Origin of the sequence: Halopelagius fulvigenes (assembly GCF_042662625.1) — an archaeon.
Lineage (GTDB): Archaea > Halobacteriota > Halobacteria > Halobacteriales > Haloferacaceae > Halopelagius > Halopelagius fulvigenes.
The window spans coordinates 1,065,140-1,091,476 of sequence record NZ_JBHSXH010000015.1 but is presented as its reverse complement, the minus strand read 5'-3'; the positions used below and the strand labels follow the sequence as shown (position 1 = coordinate 1,091,476).

Genomic DNA, 26,337 nt, shown 5'->3' with positions numbered 1-26,337 from the left:
AATTTATTGCCCGTTCGGCTCCGTCGCGTCGTCTGCGTAGTGTTCTCGTTCCACCCGGTCGTCGAACACGCGGGAGAGGAGCATCGTCACCGGGCCGCCGCCGACGTCGATGCCGTCCACCGACTCCACGGGGCGCACCTCCCACGTCGTGTTCGTGACGAACGCCTCCGCGGCGTTTCGTAGATCGTCGGGGGTGAACGCCCTCTCCCGAACCGGGATGCCCTCCTCGGCGGCGATGTCCAGAACCTCCGCGCGCGTCACGCCCGGCAGCACCGGGCCGTCGAGCGACGGGGTGCAGAGGGCGTCCTCGCGGACGAAGAAGAGGTTGCTCGTCGCGCCCTCGGCGAGGCGGCCCTCGGAATCGAGCATCACCGCCTCGTCAGCATCCGTGACGCGGAGTTCGAGGCGCGCGAGGATGCCGTTGAGGTAGTTGTGCGTCTTCGCACGCGCGGGGATCGACCGGTCGGGGACGCGCCGCGTCTTCACCGTCTGCAACGACGCGGGGCCGTCCCACGCGGGATCGCTTCCGCGTCCGCCCCGAGGAAGGGGTTTCACCAGGACGACGATCGTCGGGTCCACCGCCTCGCCGGGCGTGAGTTTGCCGGGTTGGACGCCCCGCGTGACGGAGAGTCGGACGTAGGCGTCGTCGAGTTCGTTCCCGCGGAGCGTCTCGTCCACGCGGGCTTTCAGGTCCGCGTCGGAGAGGCCGTGGTCCAGAGCGATGACGTCGCACGTCTCCCGGAGGCGGTCGGCGTGCGTCCCCCACCGGAACACGTCGCCCCCGTAGGCGCGGAGCGTCTCGAACGCCGCGTCGCCGTACATGAAGCCCCTGTCGCGGACGCTCACCGCGGCTTCGTCGGCGGGCACCAACTCGCCGTTCACGTGGTACAGGAGGTCGGAATCCTCAGACATCGGCGTCCTCCCCGTCGCCGCAGGCGGCGACGAAGTTGGCGACGAGGCGCTTCCCCTCGGCGGTGAGGATGCTCTCGGGGTGGAACTGCACGCCGACGTGCGGCCCGTCGTCGCGGCGGACGCCCATCACGACTTCGCGTTCGTCGTCGGTCCGCGCCGTCTCAGTGAGGCCGGCGGGCAAGTCGTCGCGTTCGACCGCCAGCGAGTGGTAGCGACCCACCTCGAAGCGGTCGGCCATCCCGCGGAAGATGCCCTTCCCGTCGTGGGAGACGAGCGAGGACTTCCCGTGGACCACCTCGGGAGCGCGGACGACGGGCGCGCCGAGTGCGGCGCAGAGGGCTTGGTGGCCGAGACAGACGCCCATCGTCGGGTACCGCAGGTCGCGGAAGATCGGTATCGAGACGCCCGCCTCTGCGGGCGTTCCCGGGCCGGGCGAGACGACGATTCCGTCGGGGTCCATCGCGCGGATGCCGTCGGTATCGACGGCGTCGTTCCGGCGGACGACCACCTCCTCGGCGAACTCGCCGACGTACTGGACGAGGTTGTAGGCGAACGAGTCGTAGTTGTCCACGACGAGGACGCGGGTCATCGTCGGCCCTCCGCCGCGTCCGCGGCGTCCGAACCGTCGGCGTCCCCGTCGAGGCTCATCCCGCGACCCTCGGCGGCGAGTGCCTCGTCGATGGCGGTGACGAGTGCCCGCCCCTTCGCCAGCGTCTCGTCGTACTCGGCGTCGGAGTCCGAGTCGTGGACGATTCCCGCGCCGACCCGGAGGAAGTACTCCTCGCCGCGGCGGACCAGCGTCCGGATGACGATGTTGAGCGTCGCGCGGTCGTCGAAGCCGAACGCGGCCACGCTCCCGGTGTACGGTCCGCGGCGGGTGGACTCCACCTCGTCGATTATCTCCATCGTCCGGGGTTTCGGCGCGCCCGTGATGGTGCCGCCGGGGAAGACGGCGGCGACGGCGTCCGCTATCGACACGTCCGGTCGGCGGACGCCCTCCACGACGCTCACGAGGTGCATCACCTCGGAGTAGCGGTCCACGCGCCGGTACTCCGACACCTCGACGCTCCCGTACTCGGAGACTTTCCCGAGGTCGTTCCGTTCGAGGTCCACGAGCATCGCGTGTTCGGCGCGTTCCTTCTCGTCCGCCGTCAGGTCGAGTTCGAGTTCGTCGTCCTCGGCGGGCGTCGCCCCGCGGGGCCGCGTGCCCGCTATCGGTTCGGTCACGAGTCTGTCGCCCTCGACGTCCAACAGGAGTTCGGGGCTCGCGCCGACGAGGTCGGTCCCGCGGAACTCCACGAGGCCGGAGTACGGCGCGGGGTTGACGCGCCGGAGCGCATCGTACGCGGCGACGGGGTGGACCGCCGCGGGCGCGACGAGTCGCTGCGAGACGTTCGCTTGGAAGGTGTCGCCCTCGCGGATGTACCGCTTCACCGTCCGCACTCGGTCGGCGAACGCCTCGCGGTCGCAGTCGCTCTCGAACCGCGCTTCGTCCGTCTCGACGGGCGGATCGCTCGGGGCCGTCTCGCCCGAGAGCGTCGCCTCCGCGAGGTTCGTCGCGCGGGCGATGGCGCGGTCGTACAGGTCGTCGGGGTCGCTCCCGGCGGGCACGCGCGGACACGCGGTGATTCGGAGCGTGCACTCCCCGTCCGGTCGCGGTTCGCTCCACGTCGCCACGCGGTCGAACAGGCCGAGTTGCAGGCGCGGGAGTCCCCTGTCGTCCTCCGCCCCGCCCGGCAGCGATTCGAGTTCCCGGGCCACGTCGTACGAGAGCCACCCGAACAGGCCGCAGGGGTACGGCACGTCGCACCCGGTGTCGCCGCGGACGAGCGTCTCCGAGTCGAGGAGGGCGTCGAGGGCGGAGAGCGACGGCGACGTCGCCGAGGCGTCACCGCGGAGGACGCGGTTGCTCGACGGATCGAGTCCGTCGGCGTCTGGGCCGCGGGTCGCGTCGGCGTCGCGGAGGGTGACCGCCTCCGACCCGACGCGGAGTCGTTCGACGGGTTCGACGCCGAACGCGCCCCATCCGGGCTGTCCACCGGTTGTCTCGTAGAAGAAGCCGTCGGCGTCGTCGCTCCGAACCCGGCGGTACGCGGCGAACGGGTCGGACGCGACGACGCGGACTTCGACGGGGACGCGCGCGCCGTCCGGCGCCGCCGCCGCCGTCGAGCGAAACGCCGCCCGCGGCGTCGCGACGGCGATGTCCGATTCGGTCATGGAGGAGAGTACGGCGGCGGGGGGTAAACGGTTTCGCGACGGCTCCGGAGGCGGTTCGGCGGGATAACTCGGACGGCGAAAAAAACCGTATTAGGATTCGAGGCGCTCTTTCGCGCGGTCTATCCACCGACCGATGCGCTTGTCGGAGACGCCGATCTCGTCCGCGAGCGATTCGGCGTCGGCGCCGGCGAGTTCCGAGACGGTGGTGACGCCGGCGTCGGACAGTCGCTCCGCGTAGGCCGGACCGATGCCCTTCACGTTGTCGACCGGTTCGTCCGCCGCCTCGTCGCCGACCGACTCGTCGCCGGTCGCGTCGTCCTCGGACGACTCGCCCTCGAACGGTTCGTCCTCCGGTTCGGCCTCCTCGACGATGTCGGCGCCGGCGGCCTCGCCCTCGATGGAGTCGGCCTCGGTCGGTTCCGCCGCCTCCGAGGGCTCTGCGGACTCCGCGGGTTCGTCCGTCGTCCCCTCGTCGGTGACCGACCCGGTCGAGGCGGCGGCGTCGGTGTCCGCCGCGACGCTCTCGTCGGCCGTCTCGTCCGCCTCGTCGTCGGAGTCTAGCTCGCTCCGTTCGTCGCCGCCGACTTCGACCGCTTCGGAGGGCTCGGCGGCCTCCTCCGGTTCGTCGGTCGTCTCCTCGTCAACGACCGACCCGGTGGACGCCGTCGCGTCCGTCTCGGAGGCGACCGATTCATCCGTCTCGGACTCGTCAACGTCGCGAGACTGCGTCTCGCCGCCCACAGAACCTTGTTCTGCGACGTCACCGGACGGGGTCCGACCGCTCGCCGACGTACTCTCGGCAGCGTCGTCGGCGTCCGTCCGAGTGTCGCGCTCGACCGATACGCGGGTCTCTCGCGCCGAAGATTCGCCGTCCGAAGACGTGTCGCGGCCGAGAAGCGACCGGAACGACGACACAATCCTGTCAAATATGCCCATTGTATCTCAATATGTCCTGCGCTTATTTAAAAATCGTTACCCCGAAGCGGACCGAGGCGTTCATTTCAACTCCGAACGGAGCACTTCGTTCATCGCGTCCACCGGGGCGTCGCGGCCGGTCCAGCGTTCGAAGGCTTCCACGCCCTGATACAGGAGCATCCACGCGCCGTCCACCGTCGTCGCGCCCGCGTCGGCGGCGTCGCGGAGCAGTCGCGTCTCGATGGGCGTGTACACGGCGTCCAACACCGCGAGGTCCGAGTGGAGGTGTTCGGCGGGGACGGGCGTCTCGTCGGACTCCATCCCGACGCTCGTCGCGTTGACGAGGACGTCCGCGTCGCCGACGCGGGAGAGCGAGTCCAGACCGCCCGCCGTCGCGCCCGACACGTCCGCGGCCAACGACTCCGCCCGTTCAACGGTCCGGTTAGCGACGTGGACCGACGCGCCGGCGTCGGCGAGAGCGAACGAGGCGGCGCGTCCCGCCCCGCCCGCGCCGACGACCACCGCCTCGCGGCCGTCGAGACGGACGCCGTGGTGTTCGAACGCGCGGCGGACGCCCGCCGCGTCGGTGTTGTAGCCGCGCGGAGCGCCGTCGCCGCCGAAATCGACAGTGTTGACCGCGCCGATTCGCTCGGCGAGTTCGTCCGGTTCGACGTGAGAGAGCGCGTCCTCCTTGAACGGGATGGTGACGTTGAGCCCCGAGATGCCGAGGGCGTCCGCCCCCGCCAACGCCGCGTCCACGCCGTCGGGGTCGGGTTCGAAGGTGACGTACCGCGCGTCCATCCCGAGGGCCTCGTACGCCGCCTCGTGCATCGGCGGCGACAGCGAGTGGCCGACGGGGTTGCCCACCAGTCCGAACACCTGCATGCTCATGCGTCCCTCTCGGACCGGGGGCGGCTTAAAAGACCCCGAGACGGCTCGCCCGCGGTCCGCGGACGGGGCGGCGGACAATTTCGCCGCGCGGGTCGCTCGCACATCGGCACTTCCCCGGCGCGAAACCGACGATATGGCGGGTAACGACGCGTCTCGCGCGGGAAGCGCGGTCTGCTGTCGGAAGCATAAAAGATAGGCGGACGGGGAACTGAACGGTTTACGATGAGTTCACGCCTTCGCCATCCGCTCGTCGCCGTCGCGGCGACGGTCCTCCTGACTCTCCCGTGGGTCGGGCTGTGGGCGACCGGGTCCGCAGAGAGCGTTTCGACGATTACCAGAGTCGCCATCAGCGGCATCGCCGTCCTCGGCGCGTCGTTCCTCCTCGCGTGGGGCGCCGAAACCGCCGAGAAGGACGTGCCGCGGGCGTTCGCGCTTGCGGTGCTCGCGGTGCTCGCCGTCGCGCCCGAGTACGCCGTCGACGCGCTGTACGCGTGGCAGGCCGCGAGCGACCCCAACGCGGCCAACCTCGCGGTCGCCAACATGACCGGCGCGAACCGCATCCTCATCGGCCTCGGCTGGTCGGGCATCGCGCTGTTCTCCATCTACAAGGCGTCGCAGCTCCCCGACTCGAAGGACGACGTCGTGGACAAGCCGGGCACGCTGCGCGACGCGGTGCAACTCGACCCGAGCATCTCCACCGAGATCCTCTTCCTGTTCGCCGCGACGGTGTTCGCCTTCTTCGTCCCCCTCCACGGCGGCATCGACTGGTTCGACACCGTCGTCCTCGTCGGCCTCTACTTCGCCTACATCGGCATCATCATCCGCGGCGACACGGAGGAGCACGAAGAACAGGTCGGCGTCCCCGCGTACTTCCAAGCGCGCAAGAAGGGCGTGCGCATCCCCGCGGTGCTGACGCTCTTCGCCTACTCGGGCTTTCTCATCTTCACGGCCGTCGAACCGTTCGCGCACGGCTTAGAGGAGATCGGCCTCCAGTTCGGCATCCCCGAGTTCTTCATGATTCAGTGGTTCGCGCCGCTGGCGAGCGAGAGTCCCGAACTCATCGTCACGGCGTACCTCGTGAACAAGGCCAGAGCCACCGCGGCGTTCAACGCCCTCATCTCCTCGAAACTGAACCAGTGGACGCTGCTCATCGGGACGCTCGTCGTCGTCTACAGCATCGCGCTGGGCCGGTACGGCATGCTCCCGTTCGACTTCAAGCAGGCGGCCGAAATCTGGCTCACCGCCGCGCAGAGCTTCTTCGCGCTGGCCATCCTGATGAACTTCGAGATTAGCGTCCGCGAGGCGGTGGCGCTTCTCGTCCTGTTCGTCTCGCAGGTCGTCGCCGAGTTCTTCATCATCCAAACCGTCGCGGAACCGCTGGCCGAGACGTACTCCATCTACCTGCTCGTCGGCTACTCGGTCGTCTACATGATCCTCGGAGTCGGACTCGTCGCGCAGCGCTTCGACGACTTCCGCCGGCTCACCCGCATCACCGCCGCGACCATCCGCGGTGAACCCCTGCCGACGGACGTCGAGGCGGACTGACCGGACCGACCGCCTTCGACGCGCTTTACATCGCGGCGCGGCGACTTCTTCTCGTGATAGCCGTAGTCGTCAGCCGCGCCGACAGCGCATCGGCCCACATCGGCGACCGCCTGTTGGAACTGGCCGACTGGGACGAACGGACCGACGGCTCCCGCCCGGACGGCGAGGGCGGCGGAACGTACTACCGCCGCGGCGAGTTCGAACTCCGGGAGTTCGACGGCCTCCACATCGAACTCGGCCGGGTGGCCGACGCGTTCTCCGAGGACCCCGAGTTCGTCGCGTTCGTCTCCCGGCACGCGGGCGAGACGGGACCGCTCCTGACGGCGCACTTCACGGGCAACTTCGGCCCCGCCGAGTACGGCGGCGAACCCGGCGCGTTCGCCCGCGCCTGCCCGAACGCACAGAAGCGCGTCGTCAAGGCCCTCGCCGAACACGCCCCCGAGGAGTACGACGTCGGCATCGAGTGCACCCACCACGGTCCGACCGACGCGGGCGCGCCCTCCATGTTCGTCGAACTCGGAAGCGGCGAGTCTGAGTGGGAGGACCCGGCGGGCGCGCGCGCCGTGGCGGCGGCGGTTCTCGACCTCTCGAACGCCGACGCCGACCGAGACCGACAGCTCGTCGGCTTCGGCGGCGGCCACTACGCGCCGCGCTTCACGCGCATCGTCCGCGAGACGGACTGGGCCGTCGGCCACGTCGGCGCGGACTGGCAGTTAGACGCGATGGGCGACCCGGAGGCGAACCGCGACGTCCTCCGGCGCGCCTTCGAGGCGTCCGACGCCGAGTACGCCGTCGTGGACGACGACCGCCCCGAACTCGAAGCCGTCCTCGACGAACTCGGCTACCGCGTCGTCGACGAGTCGTGGGTTCGGGAGGCGACGGGCGTCCCCCTCGATTTCCTCGACCGCCTCGAATCTGACCTCTCGCCGGTCGAAGACGGCCTGCGCCTCGGGAAGGCGGACGCGGCGGAGTACGAGGTGGTCTCGCTTCCGGACGAACTGCTCTCGGAGGCGGGCGGCGTGGACGCGGAGTCCGCCCTCGCGGCGATTCACGACCGTTCCGTCGCCTACGAGACTATCGACGGAGGGACGAAGGCGCGGGGGCGCGCCGCACTCCCGGAGGAAGGCGCGTACGACGAACTCGTCGCGGCACTCGCGGACGTCCTCCGAGAGAAGTACGACTCCGTCGAACGGACGGAACGGGCCGTCGTCGCGCGCCGGGAGGCGTTCGACCCCTCGACCGCCGCCGAACTCGGCGTCCCCGAGGGGCCGGCGTTCGGAAAGCTGTCCGCCGGTCAACCTGTCGATGTCGGGGGCAAAACCGTCGAGCCAGACGACGTGCGCACCGAACAGCGCATCGTGTTCAAAGTCTGACCGCTTAATATCGCAGTAAACTGCCGCGTCAGTCGTCCGACAGTCGTCTGACGCGAGGGGGAAAGATAATAATGCTCCATTCGGTAAGAACGGCCATATAGTATGGACTCTATCGTCGACGAAGCAATTGACGAGGCCGAAGAGACGGGGGATGGGACTCCTGACGTCGGCGCTTCCGAGGGTGAAGAGATTCGCCGGACGGGAACGATGACCGACGACGAACTGAAGGACGTCCTCCAGGACTTACAGACGAACATCACCGTGGTCGGGTGCGGCGGCGCGGGCGGGAACACGGTCAACCGGATGTTCGAGGAGGGAATCAAGGGGGCGAAGCTGGTCGCGGCGAACACCGACGTGCAGCATCTCGTCGAAATCGACGCGGACACGAAGATTCTGATGGGGGAACAGAAGACGCAGGGGCGCGGCGCGGGGTCGCTTCCGCAGGTGGGTGAGGAAGCGGCAATCGAATCCCAAGAGGAGATCTACGAGGCCATCGACGGGTCCGACATGGTGTTCGTCACCGCCGGACTCGGCGGCGGCACCGGCACGGGGTCCGCGCCCGTCGTGGCGAAGGCGGCCCGCGAGTCGGGTGCGCTCACCATCGCCATCGTGACGACGCCGTTCACCGCGGAGGGCGAAGTCCGGCGCACGAACGCCGAGGCCGGACTCGAACGCCTCCGCGACGTGGCGGACACGGTCATCGTCGTCCCGAACGACCGTCTGCTCGACGCAGTCGGCAAACTGCCCGTCCGGCAGGCGTTCAAAGTCTCCGACGAAGTTCTCATGCGCTCGGTGAAGGGAATCACCGAACTCATCACCAAACCCGGCCTCGTCAACCTCGACTTCGCCGACGTGAAGACGGTCATGGAACGCGGCGGCGTCGCCATGATCGGACTCGGCGAGTCCGACACCGAGAAGAAGGCGCAGGATTCGGTCAAGAGCGCGCTTCGCTCGCCGCTTCTCGACGTGGACATCTCCGGCGCGAACTCCGCGCTCGTCAACGTCACTGGCGGGTCGGACATGAGCATCGAGGAGGCCGAGGGCGTCGTCGAGGAGATCTACGACCGCATCGACCCCGACGCGCGCATCATCTGGGGCACCTCCGTGGACGAGGAACTGGAGGGCCAGATGCGGACGATGATCGTCGTCACGGGCGTCGAGTCGCCGCAGATCTACGGTCGCAGCGACGAAGAGGAGGAACCCCAACCGCAACCGGCGAACGCGGGTCAGGACATCGACTACGTCGATTAACCGCCGCCGTTCGGAGTCGCCGCGCGAACCTCGCGCGCGCGCCGTTCTCGGGTCGGTTCGGGGCGTCGGACCCCGTTCTCTCGTTCTCGCGGGCGGTCGAGCGTCGGCCATCGGACGATTCTCCGGCCGAGGCTCCCGTTCGCATCAATAGATAGAAAAAGCCCGCCGCACAAACCCCGATAACATGGACGTCAAGTACGACCTGAACAGTTACGTGCGGGTGTTGAAACTGGCGAGCACCCCCTCTTGGGAGGAGTTCTCCCAAATCGGTCTCATCGCCGGTGCCGGCATCTTCCTCGTGGGATTCATGGGATTCGTCATCTTCGCGGTCATGAGTTTCCTCCCCGGAGGTGTCTGAGGTGCCGCCAATCTTCGCCGTAAAGACGACCGCGAGACAGGAACGGACCGTCGCGGACATGATCGCCAACCGCGAGGAGTCGGAGATACACGCCGTCCTCGCGCCCGACTCGCTCACGAGCTACGTGATGGTCGAGGCGGACGGAGACGCGGTGATAAAGCGCGTCTTAGAGGAGATTCCGCACGCACGCGGACTCGTCTCGAGCGGCGGTAACGTCGGCAAATCCAGCATGGCCGAAGTCGAACACTTCCTCTCGCCGACGCCGGACGTGGAGGGCATCGCGGAGGGCGACATCGTCGAACTCATCGCCGGCCCGTTCAAGGGCGAGAAGGCCCGCGTGCAGCGAATCGACGAGACGAAGGACCAAGTGACGGTCGAACTGTACGAGGCGACGGTCCCGATTCCGGTGACGGTCCGCGGCGACCAGATTCGCGTCCTCGACAGTGACGAACGCTAACGCGTTCGTCTGACTCTCGTTCACTTCGTTCACGGGAACAGCGACGAACGGAACGCGCGCGGTTCGCACCGCTCCGTCTCCGTCTCCGTCTCTCGGCGACCCTCTCTGCCCGGATAGCGCCGCGTTCGACTGTTCTCCGCGCTCTCCCTCTCCCCGGTTCGCGCCGCGGTCCGTCGCCCGTTACAGCGCACCGCGTTCTTTGAGGTCCGAGACGACGCGTTCGAGGTCCGCCTCCTCCTCGACCGCGGCTTTGACGTCCTCGCGCTCTCGTACCGCCGAAGAGTCGGCGTCGTACGCCCGGACGAACTCCGCGCGCGAGTGTTCCTCGAACGTGTGTCGGATGGCGAAGTACCCCTCGGGGACGATGGTGCCGCAGACCTTGCACTCGTGCCGTTCGTGTTCGGTCGTCTGGTGGATGACGGCGGACTCCACGTCCTCGAACCGCCCGTCGCACCCCTCGATACCGCATTTCCACAGGCCCATACCCGCGAGACGGATACCGGGGACTAAATCGTTCCGCAGGCTCCCTCGATAGGTCGGCGAATAGTAATATCTAACTCCGGCGTCCGCACATCGAGAGACGTGACCGCGTCCACGTCCGCGTCCGCCTCGGAAACGACCCGCGTCGATATGCACGTGAAGATTCTCGACGAACGCGTCGTCGCCCGCGCGAAGGCCCGCGGCATCGACGTGTTGGTGTACGCGCCGCACTTCGTGCGCCTGCCGGACGTCCGCGAACGCGCGGCGGAGTTCTCCGACGACGAACTCCTCGTCGTCCCCGCCCGCGAGGTGTTCTCCGGGTCGTGGCGTCGCCGCCGCCACCTCCTCGCTATCGGTCTCTCGGACCCCGTCCCCGACTTCATCTCGATGGAGGGCGCGTTCGCCGCCTTCGCGGAACAGGAGGCGGCCGTCCTCGTCCCGCACCCGACGCTCCTGACCGTGAGTCTGGACCGCGACGAAATCGACGCCCACCGCGACGAGATTCACGCGGTGGAGACGTACAACACGAAGTCGCTCCCGTACCACAACCGCGCGGCGCGCGAAATCGCGCGCGAACTCGACCTCCCGGGGTTCGGGTCGTCGTACGCGCACATGCCGGGCACCGTCGGCGAGACGTGGACGGAGTTCGACCGCCCCGTCGGGTCGGAGTCCGACCTCGTGGCGGCCCTCCGTTCCGGCGCGCCCCGCCGCGTCGTGCACCGGTCCGGCCTCGTCCACCGGGGCCGGGCACTCGCGGAGTTCGCCCACCTCGGCTTCGAGAACTCGTGGGGGAAGATAGACCGCCTCTTTCTGTCCGGGATGGAACCGACCCACCCCGGTCACATCGCCTACGACGGCCGGTTCGACGACGTGCGCGAGTACTGAGTCAGACGCCGACCATCGCCATCATCTCGACGAACGTGGTGTCCAGAGCGAAGACGAAGTAGTGGACGACGGCCAACGCGACGAGTTCGACGGCGGTCACGACGACGGTGACGGTCGTCGCCCACTTGCTGGAGGTGGCGACGCCCGTCGGCAGGTCGTACTCCGTCGGCGAGAACGGGTAGAACAGCGCGATGCCGCGCTTCGACCCGACCACGTCCAACAGGTAGTGCGTCGCCACGCCCACCCAGACGTACTGTAAGTTGCCGAAGACGAGGGGGAAGGCGACGAAAAGCGCCAGCACGGGGAGGTTGTGCAGCGTCTTGCGGTGTTTCCCGAACGCCGTGTCCACGTCGGGGAACAGAGCGCCGAGAACCACGGGTAAGGAGAGTTCGACCGCCGTCCGACCCGCCGCGAGTAGCGTCTCCGTCGGGGAGTCGTCCACGACGGGACCCGCCGTCGGATCGACGCTGAGGACGACGCCGAGACCGACCGCCAACAACGCCGCGTTCAGCACGTGACCGTCTTTGTTCATCGGTGACTAGTCCGTAATGCTGTGATACAAACGTTTTGTCACGTATCGGGGGTGTCTGTCATCCGCCGGGCGCGAACGAGGGCGGAGTCCGGGACGGGGCCGGGGCGAGGATTCAGCCTTCGACCGCTTCGAGGACCGCCTCCAGCGCCGTCCGGGCGATTCGCTCTTTCACCTGTCGCCTGTCGCCGTCGAAGACGCGCCGTTCGACCGTCGTCTCGGAGTCGCCGCTTCCCCACTCGCCGGCGTACGCGAGGCCGACGTACACCGTCCCCACCGGTTTCTCCGCCGTGCCGCCGGTCGGTCCCGCGATGCCGGTGGTGGCGACGCCCCAGTCGGTGCCGGCGGTGTCGCGGACGCCCGCGGCCATCTGCCGGGCGACCGGTTCCGAGACGGCCCCGTGTTCGTCCAACGACTCCCGCGAGACGGCCAGTTCGGTCAACTTCGCGTCGTAGGAGTAGGTGACGGCCGACCGGTCGAAGTAGTCCGAAGAGCCCGGAACGTCCGTCAGAAGCGATCCGACGAGGCCCCCGGTACAGGACTCGGCGACGGCGAGGGTCTCCCCCGCCTCGCGGAGGGCGTCGCCGACGCGTTCCTCGACCGGCGGGTCGGAGGCGAACTCGCGCATGCGAGAGACGACGGGGGCGGCGGGCAAAAGTTCCCCGTTGCGGAGCGAAAGAACCACCACCCTCGGCGGCCACCCGTCGCACGACATGAACTCCGAGGAGGGCGCAGGCGACGCCTACGACTCGCCCCTGTTCTATCTCGTGATGCAGTACGCCCACCGCGCCGACAGGGACGTGGTGGACATGGTGTCGGGAAGTCCGGACTGGGATCCGCCCGCCGCCGTCCGCGAGGGTCTGCGCGAGTACGCCGACGGCGAACCCGCCGACTTCCAGTACCCGCCGAGCGAGGGTCTCCGGCGACTCCGCGAGGAGATAGCCGCCCGCCGGAACGTCAATTCCGACCGCGTCGTCGTGACGAACGGCGCGGGCGAGGCGAACTACCTCGCGATGGCGCGCGCGATGGAACGGGACGCGGGCGAGGAGATGGTGCTGACCGACCCGGTGTACCCGTACTACCCGGGGAAGGCGCAGATGCTCGGCGCGGAGGCGACGAAGGTGCCCGTCGCCACCGACGGGTCGTTGGACCTCGACGCGATGCGGGCCGCCATCTCCGAGGACACCGCCTGCGTCGTCGTCAACACGCCGAACAACCCGACCGGCGCGGTGTACGACCGCGAGTCGGTGGCCGAACTCGTCGCCCTCGCCGAGGAGAACGACGCCCTCCTCCTCGTGGACGAGGTGTACGACCACTTCGACTTCTCCCGGCGGTTCGAGAGCGCACTCACCTTCGACTCCGACCGCGTCGTCGTCACGTCGGCATACTCGAAGACGATGGCGATAACGGGCTTCCGCGTCGGGTACGCCGTGTTCCCCGAATCGCTGGTGGAGGCGGCGAAGACGCGCCACATGCTCGTGAACGTCGCCACCAGCAGACCGGCGCAGGCGGCGGTCCTCCGGGCGTTGGAGGAGACGCCGCCGGAGTACTACGAGGCGTCGCGCGACAGACTCCGCGACCGAATCGACGCCTTCACCGACGCCCTCGACGCCGCGGGCGCGTCCTACACCGACCCCGACGGCGGGTTCTACGTGCTCGCGCGGTTCGAGGACTTCCCCGGAACGCTGGAGAACGTGAAGAAACTGATAGACGAGGCGGGCGTCGCGGGGATGCCCGGCGAGGCGTTCGGCGAGGCGTACGACGACTGGATTCGGTTCGCCCTCTGCACGCCGCGGGCCGACGACGCCGCCGCCCGTCTGGCGGACTACTTCTCGGCGTCGGGCGAGTAACCCGAGACCGACGGGTACACAAGTCCGCGCCGCGTCCCTCCCTCCATGGCCGACATCGACGTCGAACCCGTCGAACGCGTCGAAGACGACGCTGAGGCGGACGAGTCGAGCGACGACGCGCCGGACGACGGCGGGGGCGCCGGCGTCCCCGTCGACACCGAGACGCGAACCGACGAGACGAATCTCCCGTCGGGCGTGGACGCCCCCGACTACGTCCTCTACGGCGGGAAGGGCGGCGTCGGGAAGACGACGATGGCCGCGGCGACGGCCCTCGCCTCCGCCGCCGACGGCACCTCGACGCTCGTCGTCTCGACGGACCCCGCGCACTCGCTCTCGGACACCCTCGGGACGGACGTGCCCGCCGAACCCGCGCGCGTACGCGAGGACATCCCCCTGTACGCCGCCGAAATCGACCCCGACGCGGCGATGAAGGGGCCGTTCACCGGGGGCGGCGCGGACGCGGGCGCGGGCGGCGGGTTCGACCCCGACTCGGACGAGAACCCCTTCGAGTCCCCCGAGGAGGAGAACCCCTTCGAGGAGTCCGGCGGAGGCGGGGGGAACCCCTTCGGCGACGACTCGGGGCAGAACCCCTTCGGGATGGACATGGGCGGGATGGAGCAACTCCTCGGTCCGGAGGGGCCGATGGGGATGTCGCCCGGTTCGATGCCCGGCGCGGACGAGGCGGCGGCGATGCAGCAACTGCTGGCGTACCTCGACGACCCGCGGTTCGACCGCGTCGTCGTGGACACAGCCCCGACGGGGCACACGCTCAGACTGCTCGAACTCCCCGAGGTGATGGACTCGATGCTCGGGCGCATCGCCCGGATGAAACAGCAGTTCTCCGGCATGATGGACCAGATAAAGGGTCTGTTCGGCGGGGGGACGAACGACTCGGGGATGGGCGATTTGGACGAACTTCGCGAGCGAATCGAACGACTCCGCCGCGTCCTCCGGGACCCCTCGAAGACGGACTTCCGGGTGGTGATGATTCCCGAGGAGATGAGCGTCGTGGAGTCGAAGCGACTCGTCGAACGACTCGACGGCTACGAGATTCCGGTGCAGACGCTCGTCGTCAACCGCGTCATGGAGAACCTCGCGGACGTGACGGACGCGTCGGTGGACCCGAAGTGGGTCGTCACGCCGGACTTAGAGCACTGCGAGTTCTGCCAGCGTCGCTGGCAGGTCCAGCAGAACGCCTTACAGACGGCGACGGACCTGTTCCGCGGGCGCGACGTGAAGCGCGTCCCCCTCCTCGCCGAGGAGGTACAGGGAGAGGACGCCCTCCGCGTCGTCGCCGCCTGCCTGGCGTAGGCCCGACGGCGGACGCGGGGACGCGAGACGGAGACGGGAACGAGAAACCCGGGGCGGTCGGCCGGCGGTCACACCAGTTTCTGGAGGAGTCGGTACGTGGTGTCGAACCACGCGTCCGGGAGGAAGCGCGCCAGCGTCGAGACGCGCGCCACCGTCCCAGGTTGGTAGCGCGCCTTTGGTTGCGTCGAGGAGGCGGCGTCCACGATGTCGTCGGCGACGCGTTCGGCCGGAATCGACCCCGGACCGCCGCCGAGCTCTCTGGTGTCCTCGAACAGGGCGTAGAACGACTCGTAGGCCCCCGAGCGCTCGATGCCGGGGATGTCGTCCTCGCCGCCCGCCACCTCCTCCTGCACGCGGTCCGAGAAGTTCGTCTTCACCGGCCCGGGTTCGACGACGACGGCGTCGATGCCGTACTCGGCCACCTCGTTCCGCAGGGCGTCGGTCATCGCCTCGACGGCGAACTTCGACCCCGAGTAGACGCCCCCGCCGGGGAAGGAGACGCGCCCGGCGACGCTGGAGACGTTGATGATGGTGCCGTCGCCCTGTTCGCGCATGTGCGGGAGGACGGCCCGGACGAGGCGGTGCGGGCCGTAGACGTTCACGTCGAACTGGCGGTGGACCTGTTCGGTCGGAACGTCTTCGAGGGGGCCGAACTGGCCGAACCCGGCGTTGTTCACCAGCGCCGAGATGTGTCCTTCCTCCTCTACGATTCGTTCCACCACGCGGTCCACGTCGTCCTGTTCGGTCACGTCGAGGGTGGCTATCTCGCAGCCTTCCTCCCCCAGCGTCTCGATGTCGGCGGGATTTCGCGCCGTCGCGTAAACCCGCCAGTCCTCGTCGAGAAACTGACGGGCGGCGGCGCGGCCGATGCCGGACGAACAACCGGTGATGAGGACCGTCTTGGGATGCACGTCACCGTCATCGGCCCCCGGTGTGTTAATTATAGGCGGTCTAGACCTAGCTCTCGACGGACGACTTCGCCTCGTCGGCGTAGGAGTCCGCGCGCCGCGTCGGTTCCGGGAGCTTGTACTTCCCGCAGAGGCGCGCCACCAGGTCGGTCGCCGTCGGCACCGAGACGCGGTGGCCCGGACTGACGTACAACGGGTTGACGATGGGTTCGTTGTCGTACTGCCGCGACTGGTAGGCGTGACCGATGACCTCCCCGGAGTCGGCGTTCTCCACCCTGCCGCCGGCGAGAATCTCGGTCCGCCACCCGGCGGGTCTGCCGTCCACGCCCTCGCGGGGCGTCCCGCAGAGGAGGCTCTTCGCCACGCCGATGCTCGGCACGTCGAGGACGACGCCGAGGTGCGTCGCCAACCCGGCCTGCCGGAAGTGGATGCGGCCGCTCCCGTCGAAGACGACGAGGTCCGGCGTCGCCTCCAACTCCTCGAAGGCGGCGAGAATCGGGTTCCCCTCGCGGAAGGAGAGCAGCCCGGGGATGTACGGGATTTCGAGGTCCACGACGGCGGACGCGCGTTCGATTACGCGGCCCCCGCGCATGACGACGACGACGCTGACCGCCCGGTCGTCTAGGAACGCTTGGTCCACGCCCGCGACGAGGGGAGCGTCGTCGGGCGCCCAGTCGGCGAGTCCGACCGCCTCCACCTCGAATCCGAAGTCGTCGTCCCACGTCGCGGCGTCCGCCACGTCGAGCTGCATCGACTCCATTTCCTCGCGCGACTGCGACGAGTCGGGGACGAACTCGGGACGAGTCGGGAGCATCTTAAAAGCGCCTGCCCGGCCCCCCGGGGCCCCTGCCGCCGCCGCTTCCGAACTGGAGGCTGTTGGGGACCCGGCGTCTACCTTTCACTCGGCGGCCGTACGCCAGACCGATGACGAGGCCGACGAGGTGTGCGAAGTGCGCGACGTTGCCCTGTCCGACCGCCCCGGCGGTACCCGGCGAGAGGAAGAACACCGTGGAGATGAGGGCGAACCCGGCGGTGAACAGCCAAAGCGGGACGGGGATGAGGAAGTAGAGGTAAATCTTCAGGCTCGGGTTCAGCACCGTCAGCACTCCGAGGACGGCGAACACCGCACCCGACGCGCCGAGGACGGCGGTGGGAACGGCTGGGGTCAGGAGCATGCTCGACCCGACGTGGGCGAGTCCGGCTATCACCCCGCTTACGAGGAACAGAGCGGCGAACTTCTTCGACCCGACGTACCGTTCGACCAACGGGCCGAAGAAGTAGAGGACAATGCTGTTGCCGACGATGTGGAAGAAGGAGTTGGGGCTGTGCGCGAAGACGGATGTGACCCACGTCCAGACGTACAGCGGATTCTCGGAAGTGAGCATGAACAGCGACTGAAACGTCTCCCCGCCGAGCGTAAACAGCACGACGAACTCCAGGGCGAACGTCACCCACATGAGGCCGAGGAAGGTGTACGCCATGTTGCCGCGGAAGTAGCCGAGCGGACCGCCGGTCCCGGTGAGACGGCTGAGGACGCCGGACCTTCGGCTCCCTTCGTCGGCCACCGAGTCGTCGAAACCGCTGTCCAACACCCCGGATGGGTCGTTCCACTCCGACAACCCCGGACAATCGTGGTTCTCCGGGAGGCGGTGCTCCGCACAGAACGTGTTCCCGCACCGTCGGCACTGGTACGGGAGGTTCTCGTGCTTCCCGCACTCGTCGCAGGTTGCCATTACCGAGGGTTAATCCCGGCGCGATAAAAGGGGTTCCCCTCGCGCGCGAAGACGATACTCTACCGTCGAAGGACGCCCGCAGTCGAGCGAGAACGCGAACCGCGCGTCACCGCCGGTCCGTCAGCGTCGCTCCGCCGTCGCCGACTCGTCGCTTCCCTCGGCGTCTCCGTCGCCGCCCTCGGACTCCTCCGGGTGGTAGTTCGTCGGAACGACCGTTACGTGGTCTATGCCGGGGTACGCGCTATCGACGCTCATCTCGGTTCGAACTAGCGGCCTCGCGCGGAAAAGATTACTCATAAGCATAACACATGCTCCCCGGCGGCGGAGATTACCGGCGGGAATCGGCCCTCTCGCGGTCAAGCGATTAGCGGAGGGGGCGGGCGCCGGAGGCCGCGACACGCGACGCTCTCGGCGTTCGTCGTCACCGAGGGCACTCGGTTTCCCGACGGACTCCGTCCGTCGACGGCGGCGAAAAAGTGCGTCCGTAGTCGAGCGGTTACGCGAAGTTCTCTTCGTAGAGGTCCATCGCGTGTTCCACGGCGTCCTTCGCCGCTTGGGCGTCCTCCCAGCCGAGCACTTCGGTCTGCTTGCCCTCTTCGAGGTTCTTGTACGTCTCGAAGAACTCGGAGATTTCGTCCTTCTGCTGGTCGGTCAGGTCCTCGACGTCCTGCACGTGGTCGTAGCGGGGGTCCTCGACGGGGACGGCGATGACCTTGTCGTCCTTCTCGCCGTCGTCGTCCATCTCCATGAGGGCGACGGGGCGGGCCTCGATGACGCACCCGGGGAACGTCTGGTCCTCGACGAGGACGAGAACGTCGAAGGGGTCCTCGTCGTCGTAGTACGTCTGCGGCATGAACCCGTAGTCGGAGGGGTAGTGGACGTTCGAGTGGAGAACTCGGTCGAGGACGACGCCGGGGATGTCCTTCTCGTACTCGTACTTGTTTCGCTCTCCCTTCAGGCACTCGACGACGGCGTAAATCACGTCGGGCGCGTCCGGGCCGGTCTCCATGTCTTCCCAGAGGTTTACCATACCGTCTGCCACTCCCAACGCCGGCAAAGTATTTTCGAATCGACGTGGCCGACGGGACTCGATTTCGCTCTCCGCATGAACCGCCGACGGGACGCGATTCCGCGCGGTTCCGTCCGGCAGCCGGCTAGTAAATTTTGACAGGCGAACACCTATAGATAATACTAAAGGAGTATCGAATGACGACTATTTCTTGACAAAAATGACCGAAAGTGGACTTCGAGGCGGGAACGTATACACAACCGTACCCCAGTGAGATGCCCGGTTTCGACGGATAAACGGGAAATGTACCGTCAGTTGAGAAGTGTTAAATAGCTTGATGACATTTTGCCTACCATGTCAGAGGCACAAACAGTTACCGACATCTCCGGCATTGCGCGGGACCTCACCGCGTTCCAACAGAACATCCTCGTCATCCTTGCCGAGGAACCCATGTACGGGCTCGCTATCAAGCGAAATCTCGAGGAGTACTACGGCACGGAAGTCAACCACGGGCGTCTGTACCCCAACCTCGACGACTTAGTCGAGATGGAACTCGTCGAGAAGAGCGAACTCGACAAGCGGACCAACCAGTACGAACTGACCGAGAAGGGCCACGACGCCGTCCTCGACCGATTCGACTGGATGCTCGGCAAGTTCGTCACGGACGAGACGCGCGCCGACGAGGTTCGCGAACTCATCGACTCGTACCTGTAGACGCGAACGCCGACGGAATCAGAACTCGGGCACGTCCGCTCCGGCGGCCTCGAACGTCAGTTCGAGACTCTCGGCGACCACGGACGACTGATCTTCCGACGGCCACGCGTTCCGCAGGTAGTACTCGTCTAAGAACTCCCGTATTTCTTTCCGCGACGCCGACTCGACGCGCCGAACGTAGTGGTTACTCATGAAGTCCGCGAACGCGCGCGCGTTCGCCGCGTGCACCGGGCCGTGGGCTTCTTCGACCGCATCCACCACCGAGGAGTTGTGACTCTCGACGGCGTCGAACTCGCCTTCGTCCCCCGCGTCGGTCCCCAGCGGACGCTCTATCCCCCTGTCTACGTCGTCGATGCGGTCCAACTGGACCACGCCGTCTTCGAGCCACTCCGAGGGGTACAGCACGAGCGTTTCGTCCTCCTCGCGGACCCGCGCGTCGAACCCGAACTGCGCTAAGATCGTCTCGCGCCGGTCCTCGTAGGCGGCCGCCTCGTTCTCGTCCACCGCGCTTCTGGCGAGTCGAGTCAGACGCTCCACCTCCTCCACAGCCTCACCGGGCAGTTCGTCCGTCTCCTCTTCCGTCTCCGCCGCGGAGTCGTCTTCAGGCATGGTCGAGTGCCTCGTTGGCTAGGGAGTCGGCGCGGTCGTTTATCTCCCGCGGCACGTGCTCTAAGGACCACCGGTCGAACCGTTCGAGGAGTTCCCTGACGCGGACGCGACGCTCCCGGAGTTCGGGGTTGTTCGTGTCGTACTCGCCGCGGACCTGCTTGACGATGAGCTCCGAGTCGCCGCGGACGTCCACCTCGTCGAAGCCGAACTTCTCTGCGGCCTCCAACGCACGAATCAGCGCCTCGTACTCCGCGCGATTGTTCGTCGTCTGCCCGATGGTGTCGGAGCCCTCGCCGACGATTCCGTCCGCGGAGACGATGACCCACCCGACGGCCCCCGGGCCGGGGTTGCCGCGACTCGCGCCGTCGAAGTAGACGTGCGCTCGGCCGCCGCGGGACTCCAACAGCGCCACGAGGTCGGTCGGCCGCGCCCCCTGCACGACGACTTTCTCGTCGTAGGCGACGGCGGTGGCGTCGCCGTGCGTCGCCCGCCACCGCTCGTACTCGGTGTTGCCGTCCGTTACCTCGACGCCGGCGTCTTCGAGTCGCCGTCGGGCCTCCTCTGGGTCGCACTCGACAGTCGGCATACTCCCATGTTCGGGAGCGTCCGTAAATCGCGTTCGTTCTGAACTCCACGCGTGCCGAACGTTCACCGAAATGCGCCCCAGATTTTAAGTGTAAGCCACTCTGGACTATAAAAATGCGATGACACGGCCCACCCGCCAGCGGGAGCGAGATGTTGAACGGACGCGATGGCAGGGCGAAAGTGAGAACGTAGACGACGAAGAGGAGGACGAGATAGACTTAGAGGAGGTGGACGAGGAGGAACTCGTCCGCACGGGCGACGGCGAACTCATCCACGAACCGACGGGCATCATAATCGAGGAAGAGCAGATAGACCCCGGTCCGGAGTGGCGCGCGTTCAACCACTCGGAGCGTCAGGAGAAGTCTCGGGTTGGCGCGCCGACCACCCAGACGATGCACGACAAGGGGTTGACGACGACCATCGACTGGAAGGACAAAGACGCGTACGGACGCTCTATCTCCTCGCGGAAGCGGTCGCAGATGCACCGCCTCCGCAAGTGGCAGGAGCGCATCCGGACGAAGGACGCGGGCGAACGGAACCTGCAGTTCGCGCTCTCGGAGATCGACCGCATGGCGTCTGCGCTCGGCGTTCCGCGGTCGGTGCGGGAAGTCGCCTCCGTCATCTACCGCCGCGCACTCAGCGAGGACCTGATCCGCGGCCGTTCCATCGAGGGCGTCGCCACCTCCGCGCTCTACGCCGCCTGTCGGAAGGAGGGCATCCCCCGGTCGCTCGAGGAGATCTCCGAAGTCTCCCGTGTCGAGCGGAAGGAGATCGGCCGGACGTACCGATACATCTCTCAGGAACTCGGCCTCGAGATGAAGCCCGTCGACCCCAAGAAGTACGTCCCCCGGTTCTGCTCGGAACTCGACCTCTCGAAGGAAGTCCAATCGAAGGCCAACGAGATAATCGAGACGACGGCGGAGAAGGGACTGCTCTCGGGGAAGTCCCCGACGGGCTACGCCGCCGCCGCCATCTACGCCGCGTCGCTGCTCTGTAACGAGAAGAAGACCCAACGCGAAGTCGCCGACGTGGCGCAGGTGACGGAAGTGACCATCCGCAACCGCTACCAAGAGCAGATAGAAGCGATGGGCATCCACGGGTAACGCCGCCTCGCACCCGACCCGACTCCTCTCTGCACCGCCCGACTGGGCTCGTCCGACTCGACTCGGGTCGGTTCGACCCGACCCGGTTTCGACTCGGTTCTCGTTTTCGTCCCCCGACTGCGACGCCGCGGCGAACCCCCTCTCGCCGCGCCGTCTCGCGGTCAGCGCGACAGGTTCAAGCGACTGGCCGCCGTATCTCTGACGACTAGGATGCGCCTCGACGAGTACATGGACCTCGAAGCGGAGGGCGACCGCGCGAAGCGCCGCCGCCTCGCCCAAGAGAAGTCCTACGACATCCTGAACCACCTCGAACGGTTCCAACACCGGTTCGAGGAGACGGTGCAGGGCGATTCGCTGTTCGGGGGCGTCTCGCCCTCCATCTTCGTCGGCACCTCCAACTACCCGAACGTCTCGACGGGCATCCTCTCGCCCGTCGGCCACGAGGACGACGCCGCCCGTTTCGAGACGTCCGCCGGGTGGTACGACGAGGGCGTCAGCATCGACGACGTGTTTCAGCGACGGACGAGCCTCCTGAACTCGAATCAGACCACGAAGTCCGTCGAGGTGCACGACGCGTGGGACGGCTTCCTCGGCGTCCAACGCGAAGTCGCCATCGCCGACCGGCCGGTGAGCGTCGAAATCGGCCTCGACGGGACGCCGGACATCGACTTCGACGTGACCGAGAACGACATCGCGACGCCGACCGGCCCCCGCGCGAGGGCTCGGTCCGCCGACTTGGCGGAGAACCCCCACGTCCCCCGTCCGGTGGAGAAGACGCTCGAAGACGACGACTGGAACGCCGAGGGCGCGATGAACTACCTCTACCGCCGCGGGTTCGACGTCTACGACATCAACACCATCCTCTCGGCGGGCGCACTCGGACAGGGGCGAAACCGGAAACTCGTCCCCACCCGGTGGTCCATCACCGCCGTGGACGACACCGTCGGGAAGTTCCTCCGCGGGGGGATACAGACGAACCCGAGCGTGAACTCCGTGGAGATTCACCGCGAGGAGTTCCTCGGGAACGCCTTCTGGGTGATTCTCGCGCCCGGCGAGTGGGAGTACGAACTCGTCGAACTGAAAGCGCCGGGGAGCGTCTGGAACCCCGACCCCGACGCGGGGATGTGGTTGGCGGCGGACCGCGAGGGGTTCGAGGGGCGCACCGGGTACGTAGAGGAGACGGCGGGCGCGTACCACGCCTCCCGACTCGGCGTCCTCGAACACCTCAACGAACGCGGGCGGCAGGCGAAAGCGCTCGTCGTCCGCCACGTCTCCGACGACTACTGGGGGCCGGTCGGCGTCTGGCAGGTGCGCGAGTCGATTCGCAACGCCTTCGACGGCGAACACGCCGAGGCGGAGACGTTCGCCGCCGCCGTCCGTCAGGTCGCGGAGTACCTCCCCGTCTCGCTTTCGGACCTGCGGCGGAAGTCCACGATGGCTTCGGGACTGCAGATGAACCTGGCCGACTTCTCCTGAGTCGTCGGCGAACTCGGGCGGACGCTCGCTTCGCCGGTTGCCTCACTGACGGACGCGTACTCCCGCCGCGCGGCGTTCGACGCAAGGTATAATATTCGTGAGAGGTGATTGTGCATCCAGCGCCATATTCAGCGTCTATTTATAGAATCATGGATGACGATGTGCGGAGACTCGGCGCACTGGCCAACGCTCGTCGTCTACTGGTTCTGTTGTCGCTCAAGGAGAACCAGACGCCGATGTCGATAGACGCCTTGGCGACGGACATCGCGATGAAGGAGACGGACTTTCCGAACGAGGACGTCTCGGACCGACACATCGACTCCGTTCTCATCTCGCTTCACCACGCTCACCTCCCGAAACTCGACTCGGAGGGCCTCGTCGAGTTCTCCGACGGCGGGAACCGCGTCGCCTTAGCGGACAACATCGGCGACGCGGAGCACATTCTGGAGGCGGTGTTCGACGGGGAACAGTGACGACCGCCGGCGCGGCGGACCGCCTCGCCGTCACTCCGCGGTGTCGAGGTTCGCGTACGCTTCGTCGGCGAGTTCGCCGGTCGTCTCGATGATCTCCGCCATCGCCTCGTCGTCGGGGGCCACCCCGGTGAGCCTGCCGATTCGTATGATGCTCACGTGGTACACCGTCTGGACGCCCGGTTCCTCCTGCCAGACGACCACGTTACAGGGGAAGAGCGCCCCCATCCGGTTGTCGGTGGCGTCGAGGACCTCGTCGGCCATCTGGGGGTTGCACGCCCCGAGGACGTAGTAGGGGTCGCGGTCGGCGTCCACCTTCTCGTTCAGTAGTTCCGAGGGGGAGAACTCCGTCGCCACGCCGAACCCGGCGTCGGTGAACGCCTCGCGGACGTGTTCGACCGCCTCCTCGTGGTCCATGTGGAGTGTCGCGCGCTTCTCGCCGATGTCCTCCGAGTCGAGACTGTCGGGGTCGAACGGTAGTGCCATACTCGTCGGTTCGCGCGGTACCGGCGAAAGTCTATGGGAGTGCGTCTAACGCGCACGACTCCCCGTCGCAGTAGCGGTGCGGTACGGTGCTGTCCTGTACCCTACTGTACCGCGGCGAGCGAGCGGTAGCGAGCGAGTCGCGGCCCTTTTTGGCCAGGTTTTTGGAGGGGTTCGAGCGCGCCTCCGGCGCGCGAGGACCCCCTCGAAAAAGGTGGGTTTTAGAGCGGAATCTGTAGCCACCGGAACCACCCCACGACCTGTTCGGGCGGCAGCAGGGGGTCGTGCAGGACCAACCAATCGAGGAGTCCGAGACCCAACCCGTGGGCGACGACGGAGGGGAGGATCGAGTCGCTCTTGTAGTCCACCGCGCCGAACAGCACGTCCGTCGGCCCCGAGAGGAGGAGTTCTATCGGCGGTTTCCCGAGGTGGTGGAACGCGTAGACGACGGGGCTTATGAACACGCTCTTGAAGCCGAGTTCGTCGCCGACGCCGACGCAGAGCAGTCCGCGGTAGTACGTCTCCGCCGCGACGACGACGACGAACTGCTTGAGGGCGTGCGGCAGGAACTCCCCGAGGGCGGCGCTGGTCTCCCACATCGGGTAGTACGCCCGTATCGAGGGGAGCGACGACCCGACGAGGTAGAAGGGGAGGACGAACAGGGCCAGAAGGACGGTGTTCCGAAGCGCCGTCCGGTCCACGCGCCACCCGAGGTCGCGGCCGTGCGTGATGGCGAGTATCCCCGGAAAGACGAGAAACACGACGACGTCGCGGACCACGCGGTACGTGAGGTTCGACGGCGGGACGGTCCAGACGCCCCACAGAACCGTCAGGAGAGATCCGAGGAGGAGAGAGCGCTGAACCCACGTGAGGCGGGCGAGCGAGTCCCGAAGCGTCCGATATCCGAACACCGGTGGTGTCCTACTCCGTCTCGACGGGTCCGGTTCCGACGATCGATTGGACCTCCTCGATGAACGTCTGACGCTTGTCGAAGTACGTCTCGTCCACCCGGTCGAGCACGTCCGAGAGCGTCTGCGGGCCCGACGGCGTCCGAATCACCGCGTCGCCCTCCTGCCGTTCGACCCAACTGGCCTGCTTGGGCCACGTCAGTCGAGACGCGACGCGCGCGATTGGCTGCCCTTCCACGGGCGTCTCTTCGCCGAGTTCGACGACGGGCCCCTCGTCTTCTTCCTCGTCAGCCATATTCCGGAGTTCGCCATCCCCGGCAATAATCCCTTCGACACGACTTCAGGTGGCCGCAGCACCGCTCTCGCGGGGCTCTCGCGCCGCTTCGGCGGCCGGCGTCGAACGCTCTTCGCTCCGCGACAGTCCGGCGGCGTCGTACGTGCGTCTGACGCACCGTTTTGTGGGATGAGGTTCAAACTCGGGCCATGACCAGTCTCTCGGAGGTGTACCACGGGGAGGGACGTTCGGGGCCGAGCCTCCGGCGACTGACGTTCGGACTGGGGCTGTTCCTCGTCGGCGCACTCCTCGTCATCGCCGGAATCGTCGTCGCATCGACGGACCTTCTCATCGGGGCCGGAACGACGCTCGGCGACGTTCGGGAGCTCGGCGGCATCCTCGGCGGCGTCGGCGTCCCGGCGGTGTTTCTGGGCGTCTTCGCCGTCCTCCCGTCGGATCGGCTGACGAAGGCCGCCGCCGTCGTCGGCGCGGCCATCGCGCTGATGGGCGTCGTCCTCTTCTCGCACGCGTACCCCTGCCAGTGGTCCGGTGCGACGTGCGGACAGGGACTCACCGAACTGACGCTCCCCACCGTCGCCGTCTACTTTCTCGGCACCATCACCACGTTCTGGTGCCTGTTCGTCGGCGTCGCGAACTTCAAGACGCGGAACGACCCCGGCGGCACCGCCACCGTCGAGGTGACGAAGAAGGGCGAAACCCGCTACGTCGAAGTCGAACGCTCCCGCGGCGGACTCGGCGGCATCGGCTTCCTCGGCGGGCAACCCGACGGCGAGGTGGACACCCAAACCGCCGCGAACTCGGCCGCCGACTCCGGCCCGGCCGCCGACCCCTCTCCGTCGTCTCCCGCGTCCACGGCGTCGATGTCCGACGGCGGCACCGACACGCAGTCCCTCTCCTCGCCGATGGACGCCGCCGGGCAGTCTCCGTCGACGCCCGCCGACGCGTACTGCGGCAACTGCGACCACTTCGAGTACGTCCGAACCGACGAGGGCATCCAACCCTACTGCGGACGATACGACGAACTCATGGACGACATGGACGCCTGCGACGAGTGGACGCCGCGCTGAGCC

At 67.4% G+C, this 26,337-nt stretch carries 31 protein-coding genes; 13 read left to right on the top strand and 18 right to left on the bottom strand.

Features of this window, described 5'->3' with window-relative positions:
- Positions 1 to 3: 3 nt before the first annotated feature.
- The 5 genes from ACFQEV_RS15755 to ACFQEV_RS15735 form a co-directional block, all read right to left on the bottom strand.
- Positions 4 to 912: an aminotransferase class IV gene (locus ACFQEV_RS15755; RefSeq protein ID WP_379698048.1), complete on the bottom strand. Its 909-nt coding sequence runs from the start codon at positions 910 to 912 to the stop codon at positions 4 to 6.
- A complete protein-coding gene (locus ACFQEV_RS15750; protein ID WP_379698045.1) occupies positions 905 to 1,501 on the bottom strand; it encodes an anthranilate synthase component II in 597 nt (198 codons plus the stop codon). The genes ACFQEV_RS15755 and ACFQEV_RS15750 overlap by 8 nt, the downstream gene beginning before the upstream one ends.
- Positions 1,498 to 3,129: an anthranilate synthase component I family protein gene (locus tag ACFQEV_RS15745; RefSeq protein ID WP_379698043.1), complete on the bottom strand. Its 1,632-nt coding sequence runs from the start codon at positions 3,127 to 3,129 to the stop codon at positions 1,498 to 1,500. Before ACFQEV_RS15745 ends, ACFQEV_RS15750 begins: the two co-directional genes overlap by 4 nt.
- Before the next feature lie 90 nt (positions 3,130 to 3,219).
- A complete protein-coding gene (locus ACFQEV_RS15740) occupies positions 3,220 to 3,870 on the bottom strand; it encodes a helix-hairpin-helix domain-containing protein (protein WP_379698041.1) in 651 nt (216 codons plus the stop codon).
- A gap of 255 nt (positions 3,871 to 4,125) precedes the next feature.
- Positions 4,126 to 4,929 carry a shikimate dehydrogenase gene (locus tag ACFQEV_RS15735; protein WP_379699908.1) on the bottom strand — a complete coding sequence of 268 codons (804 nt, stop codon included), beginning with the start codon at positions 4,927 to 4,929 and terminating at the stop codon, positions 4,126 to 4,128.
- Positions 4,930 to 5,157: 228 nt separating this feature from the next.
- On the opposite strand from ACFQEV_RS15735, the gene ACFQEV_RS15730 reads away from it, so the two are divergent.
- The 5 genes from ACFQEV_RS15730 (at position 5,158) to ACFQEV_RS15710 (ending at position 9,919) form a co-directional block, all read left to right on the top strand.
- Positions 5,158 to 6,480: a sodium:calcium antiporter gene (locus ACFQEV_RS15730; protein WP_379698038.1), complete on the top strand. Its 1,323-nt coding sequence runs from the start codon at positions 5,158 to 5,160 to the stop codon at positions 6,478 to 6,480.
- Between the two features lie 53 nt (positions 6,481 to 6,533).
- Complete coding sequence (locus ACFQEV_RS15725; protein WP_379698035.1) at positions 6,534 to 7,853, top strand: D-aminoacyl-tRNA deacylase; 1,320 nt, start codon at positions 6,534 to 6,536, stop codon at positions 7,851 to 7,853.
- A 102-nt stretch (positions 7,854 to 7,955) separates the two neighbouring features.
- Positions 7,956 to 9,104 carry a cell division protein FtsZ gene (ftsZ, locus tag ACFQEV_RS15720; RefSeq protein WP_379698032.1) on the top strand — a complete coding sequence of 383 codons (1,149 nt, stop codon included), beginning with the start codon at positions 7,956 to 7,958 and terminating at the stop codon, positions 9,102 to 9,104.
- Between the two features lie 184 nt (positions 9,105 to 9,288).
- Entirely contained in the window at positions 9,289 to 9,462 is a 174-nt protein-coding gene (locus ACFQEV_RS15715) for a protein translocase SEC61 complex subunit gamma (RefSeq protein ID WP_092537533.1), read from the top strand.
- Between the two features lies 1 nt (position 9,463).
- Positions 9,464 to 9,919, top strand: a complete 456-nt coding sequence (locus tag ACFQEV_RS15710) for a transcription elongation factor Spt5 (protein ID WP_092537531.1) — start codon at positions 9,464 to 9,466, stop codon at positions 9,917 to 9,919.
- Between the two features lie 180 nt (positions 9,920 to 10,099).
- Here the strand turns inward: ACFQEV_RS15710 and ACFQEV_RS15705 are convergent, their stop codons facing one another.
- Positions 10,100 to 10,402, bottom strand: coding sequence for a DUF7565 family protein (locus ACFQEV_RS15705; RefSeq protein ID WP_092537529.1), 303 nt, complete (start codon positions 10,400 to 10,402; stop codon positions 10,100 to 10,102).
- Positions 10,403 to 10,549: 147 nt separating this feature from the next.
- On the opposite strand from ACFQEV_RS15705, the gene ACFQEV_RS15700 reads away from it, so the two are divergent.
- A complete protein-coding gene (locus ACFQEV_RS15700) occupies positions 10,550 to 11,284 on the top strand; it encodes a PHP-associated domain-containing protein (RefSeq protein ID WP_379699906.1) in 735 nt (244 codons plus the stop codon).
- Between the two features lies 1 nt (position 11,285).
- Here ACFQEV_RS15700 and ACFQEV_RS15695 read toward each other — a convergent pair whose 3' ends face one another.
- Together ACFQEV_RS15695 and ACFQEV_RS15690 are read right to left on the bottom strand one after the other, a co-directional pair.
- Positions 11,286 to 11,816: a metal-dependent hydrolase gene (locus ACFQEV_RS15695; protein ID WP_379698028.1), complete on the bottom strand. Its 531-nt coding sequence runs from the start codon at positions 11,814 to 11,816 to the stop codon at positions 11,286 to 11,288.
- 112 nt (positions 11,817 to 11,928) lie between these two features.
- Positions 11,929 to 12,441, bottom strand: coding sequence for a CinA family protein (locus ACFQEV_RS15690; protein ID WP_379698025.1), 513 nt, complete (start codon positions 12,439 to 12,441; stop codon positions 11,929 to 11,931).
- A gap of 85 nt (positions 12,442 to 12,526) precedes the next feature.
- Between ACFQEV_RS15690 and ACFQEV_RS15685 the strand changes: the two genes are divergently transcribed.
- Both ACFQEV_RS15685 and ACFQEV_RS15680 read left to right on the top strand, forming a co-directional pair.
- Positions 12,527 to 13,663, top strand: coding sequence for a pyridoxal phosphate-dependent aminotransferase (locus ACFQEV_RS15685; protein ID WP_379699903.1), 1,137 nt, complete (start codon positions 12,527 to 12,529; stop codon positions 13,661 to 13,663).
- A gap of 45 nt (positions 13,664 to 13,708) precedes the next feature.
- The gene (locus ACFQEV_RS15680; RefSeq protein ID WP_379698022.1) at positions 13,709 to 14,974 is read left to right on the top strand and encodes an ArsA family ATPase; all 1,266 of its coding nucleotides are present in this window, start codon (positions 13,709 to 13,711) and stop codon (positions 14,972 to 14,974) included.
- A 68-nt stretch (positions 14,975 to 15,042) separates the two neighbouring features.
- On the opposite strand, the gene ACFQEV_RS15675 is transcribed toward ACFQEV_RS15680, so the two are convergent.
- The 5 genes from ACFQEV_RS15675 to ACFQEV_RS15655 form a co-directional block, all read right to left on the bottom strand.
- Entirely contained in the window at positions 15,043 to 15,885 is an 843-nt protein-coding gene (locus ACFQEV_RS15675) for an SDR family oxidoreductase (RefSeq protein ID WP_379698019.1), read from the bottom strand.
- Positions 15,886 to 15,931: 46 nt separating this feature from the next.
- The gene (locus ACFQEV_RS15670; protein WP_379698016.1) at positions 15,932 to 16,696 is read right to left on the bottom strand and encodes an endonuclease V; all 765 of its coding nucleotides are present in this window, start codon (positions 16,694 to 16,696) and stop codon (positions 15,932 to 15,934) included.
- A gap of 1 nt (position 16,697) precedes the next feature.
- Positions 16,698 to 17,615, bottom strand: coding sequence for a rhomboid family intramembrane serine protease (locus tag ACFQEV_RS15665; protein ID WP_379698012.1), 918 nt, complete (start codon positions 17,613 to 17,615; stop codon positions 16,698 to 16,700).
- A gap of 120 nt (positions 17,616 to 17,735) precedes the next feature.
- Positions 17,736 to 17,870 (bottom strand): hypothetical protein, encoded by a 135-nt coding sequence (locus tag ACFQEV_RS15660; RefSeq protein WP_379698009.1) that lies wholly within the window; start codon positions 17,868 to 17,870, stop codon positions 17,736 to 17,738.
- A 241-nt stretch (positions 17,871 to 18,111) separates the two neighbouring features.
- On the bottom strand, positions 18,112 to 18,645 hold the full coding sequence (locus tag ACFQEV_RS15655) for an inorganic diphosphatase (protein WP_379698006.1): 534 nt from the start codon (positions 18,643 to 18,645) through the stop codon (positions 18,112 to 18,114).
- Between the two features lie 333 nt (positions 18,646 to 18,978).
- Here ACFQEV_RS15655 and ACFQEV_RS15650 point away from each other — a divergent pair, with 333 nt between their 5' ends.
- Entirely contained in the window at positions 18,979 to 19,338 is a 360-nt protein-coding gene (locus tag ACFQEV_RS15650) for a PadR family transcriptional regulator (protein WP_379698003.1), read from the top strand.
- Positions 19,339 to 19,356: 18 nt separating this feature from the next.
- Here ACFQEV_RS15650 and ACFQEV_RS15645 read toward each other — a convergent pair whose 3' ends face one another.
- Together ACFQEV_RS15645 and rnhA are read right to left on the bottom strand one after the other, a co-directional pair.
- Positions 19,357 to 19,947, bottom strand: a complete 591-nt coding sequence (locus ACFQEV_RS15645; RefSeq protein ID WP_379698001.1) for a DUF7108 family protein — start codon at positions 19,945 to 19,947, stop codon at positions 19,357 to 19,359.
- Positions 19,940 to 20,533 (bottom strand): ribonuclease HI, encoded by a 594-nt coding sequence (gene rnhA / locus ACFQEV_RS15640; RefSeq protein WP_379697998.1) that lies wholly within the window; start codon positions 20,531 to 20,533, stop codon positions 19,940 to 19,942. Before rnhA ends, ACFQEV_RS15645 begins: the two co-directional genes overlap by 8 nt.
- 118 nt (positions 20,534 to 20,651) lie before the next feature.
- Between rnhA and ACFQEV_RS15635 the strand changes: the two genes are divergently transcribed.
- From ACFQEV_RS15635 to ACFQEV_RS15625, 3 genes are all read left to right on the top strand, one after another.
- Positions 20,652 to 21,635: a transcription initiation factor IIB gene (locus ACFQEV_RS15635; protein ID WP_092537505.1), complete on the top strand. Its 984-nt coding sequence runs from the start codon at positions 20,652 to 20,654 to the stop codon at positions 21,633 to 21,635.
- A gap of 210 nt (positions 21,636 to 21,845) precedes the next feature.
- A complete protein-coding gene (gene nreA / locus ACFQEV_RS15630) occupies positions 21,846 to 23,111 on the top strand; it encodes a DNA repair protein NreA (RefSeq protein WP_379697994.1) in 1,266 nt (421 codons plus the stop codon).
- Between the two features lie 149 nt (positions 23,112 to 23,260).
- A complete protein-coding gene (locus ACFQEV_RS15625) occupies positions 23,261 to 23,584 on the top strand; it encodes a DUF7344 domain-containing protein (protein WP_379697991.1) in 324 nt (107 codons plus the stop codon).
- A 30-nt stretch (positions 23,585 to 23,614) separates the two neighbouring features.
- Here ACFQEV_RS15625 and ACFQEV_RS15620 read toward each other — a convergent pair whose 3' ends face one another.
- The 3 genes from ACFQEV_RS15620 to ACFQEV_RS15610 all read right to left on the bottom strand — a co-directional run bounded on the left by ACFQEV_RS15620 (position 23,615) and on the right by ACFQEV_RS15610 (position 25,267).
- Positions 23,615 to 24,067, bottom strand: coding sequence for a DUF302 domain-containing protein (locus tag ACFQEV_RS15620; protein ID WP_379697988.1), 453 nt, complete (start codon positions 24,065 to 24,067; stop codon positions 23,615 to 23,617).
- 218 nt (positions 24,068 to 24,285) lie between these two features.
- Entirely contained in the window at positions 24,286 to 24,975 is a 690-nt protein-coding gene (locus ACFQEV_RS15615) for a CPBP family intramembrane glutamic endopeptidase (protein WP_379697985.1), read from the bottom strand.
- A 10-nt stretch (positions 24,976 to 24,985) separates the two neighbouring features.
- Complete coding sequence (locus tag ACFQEV_RS15610; RefSeq protein WP_379697982.1) at positions 24,986 to 25,267, bottom strand: DUF5789 family protein; 282 nt, start codon at positions 25,265 to 25,267, stop codon at positions 24,986 to 24,988.
- A gap of 188 nt (positions 25,268 to 25,455) precedes the next feature.
- On the opposite strand from ACFQEV_RS15610, the gene ACFQEV_RS15605 reads away from it, so the two are divergent.
- The gene (locus ACFQEV_RS15605; RefSeq protein WP_379697980.1) at positions 25,456 to 26,334 is read left to right on the top strand and encodes a cell division protein CdpA domain-containing protein; all 879 of its coding nucleotides are present in this window, start codon (positions 25,456 to 25,458) and stop codon (positions 26,332 to 26,334) included.
- Positions 26,335 to 26,337: the final 3 nt, after the last annotated feature.

What these genes read in the sequence shown, in the direction of transcription:
- ACFQEV_RS15755 (WP_379698048.1), bottom strand. Translation starts at nt 912, where the DNA reads ATGTCTGAGGATTCCGACCTCCTGTACCACGTGAACGGCGAGTTGGTG.
- ACFQEV_RS15750 (WP_379698045.1), bottom strand. Translation starts at nt 1,501, where the DNA reads ATGACCCGCGTCCTCGTCGTGGACAACTACGACTCGTTCGCCTACAAC.
- ACFQEV_RS15745 (WP_379698043.1), bottom strand. Translation starts at nt 3,129, where the DNA reads ATGACCGAATCGGACATCGCCGTCGCGACGCCGCGGGCGGCGTTTCGC.
- ACFQEV_RS15735 (WP_379699908.1), bottom strand. Translation starts at nt 4,929, where the DNA reads ATGCAGGTGTTCGGACTGGTGGGCAACCCCGTCGGCCACTCGCTGTCG.
- ACFQEV_RS15730 (WP_379698038.1), top strand. Translation starts at nt 5,158, where the DNA reads ATGAGTTCACGCCTTCGCCATCCGCTCGTCGCCGTCGCGGCGACGGTC.
- ftsZ (WP_379698032.1), top strand. Translation starts at nt 7,956, where the DNA reads ATGGACTCTATCGTCGACGAAGCAATTGACGAGGCCGAAGAGACGGGG.
- ACFQEV_RS15715 (WP_092537533.1), top strand. Translation starts at nt 9,289, where the DNA reads ATGGACGTCAAGTACGACCTGAACAGTTACGTGCGGGTGTTGAAACTG.
- ACFQEV_RS15705 (WP_092537529.1), bottom strand. Translation starts at nt 10,402, where the DNA reads ATGGGCCTGTGGAAATGCGGTATCGAGGGGTGCGACGGGCGGTTCGAG.
- ACFQEV_RS15700 (WP_379699906.1), top strand. Translation starts at nt 10,550, where the DNA reads ATGCACGTGAAGATTCTCGACGAACGCGTCGTCGCCCGCGCGAAGGCC.
- ACFQEV_RS15695 (WP_379698028.1), bottom strand. Translation starts at nt 11,816, where the DNA reads ATGAACAAAGACGGTCACGTGCTGAACGCGGCGTTGTTGGCGGTCGGT.
- ACFQEV_RS15690 (WP_379698025.1), bottom strand. Translation starts at nt 12,441, where the DNA reads ATGCGCGAGTTCGCCTCCGACCCGCCGGTCGAGGAACGCGTCGGCGAC.
- ACFQEV_RS15685 (WP_379699903.1), top strand. Translation starts at nt 12,527, where the DNA reads ATGAACTCCGAGGAGGGCGCAGGCGACGCCTACGACTCGCCCCTGTTC.
- ACFQEV_RS15680 (WP_379698022.1), top strand. Translation starts at nt 13,709, where the DNA reads ATGGCCGACATCGACGTCGAACCCGTCGAACGCGTCGAAGACGACGCT.
- ACFQEV_RS15670 (WP_379698016.1), bottom strand. Translation starts at nt 16,696, where the DNA reads ATGCTCCCGACTCGTCCCGAGTTCGTCCCCGACTCGTCGCAGTCGCGC.
- ACFQEV_RS15665 (WP_379698012.1), bottom strand. Translation starts at nt 17,615, where the DNA reads ATGGCAACCTGCGACGAGTGCGGGAAGCACGAGAACCTCCCGTACCAG.
- ACFQEV_RS15660 (WP_379698009.1), bottom strand. Translation starts at nt 17,870, where the DNA reads ATGAGCGTCGATAGCGCGTACCCCGGCATAGACCACGTAACGGTCGTT.
- ACFQEV_RS15655 (WP_379698006.1), bottom strand. Translation starts at nt 18,645, where the DNA reads ATGGTAAACCTCTGGGAAGACATGGAGACCGGCCCGGACGCGCCCGAC.
- ACFQEV_RS15650 (WP_379698003.1), top strand. Translation starts at nt 18,979, where the DNA reads ATGTCAGAGGCACAAACAGTTACCGACATCTCCGGCATTGCGCGGGAC.
- ACFQEV_RS15645 (WP_379698001.1), bottom strand. Translation starts at nt 19,947, where the DNA reads ATGCCTGAAGACGACTCCGCGGCGGAGACGGAAGAGGAGACGGACGAA.
- rnhA (WP_379697998.1), bottom strand. Translation starts at nt 20,533, where the DNA reads ATGCCGACTGTCGAGTGCGACCCAGAGGAGGCCCGACGGCGACTCGAA.
- ACFQEV_RS15635 (WP_092537505.1), top strand. Translation starts at nt 20,652, where the DNA reads ATGACACGGCCCACCCGCCAGCGGGAGCGAGATGTTGAACGGACGCGA.
- nreA (WP_379697994.1), top strand. Translation starts at nt 21,846, where the DNA reads ATGCGCCTCGACGAGTACATGGACCTCGAAGCGGAGGGCGACCGCGCG.
- ACFQEV_RS15625 (WP_379697991.1), top strand. Translation starts at nt 23,261, where the DNA reads ATGGATGACGATGTGCGGAGACTCGGCGCACTGGCCAACGCTCGTCGT.
- ACFQEV_RS15620 (WP_379697988.1), bottom strand. Translation starts at nt 24,067, where the DNA reads ATGGCACTACCGTTCGACCCCGACAGTCTCGACTCGGAGGACATCGGC.
- ACFQEV_RS15610 (WP_379697982.1), bottom strand. Translation starts at nt 25,267, where the DNA reads ATGGCTGACGAGGAAGAAGACGAGGGGCCCGTCGTCGAACTCGGCGAA.
- ACFQEV_RS15605 (WP_379697980.1), top strand. Translation starts at nt 25,456, where the DNA reads ATGACCAGTCTCTCGGAGGTGTACCACGGGGAGGGACGTTCGGGGCCG.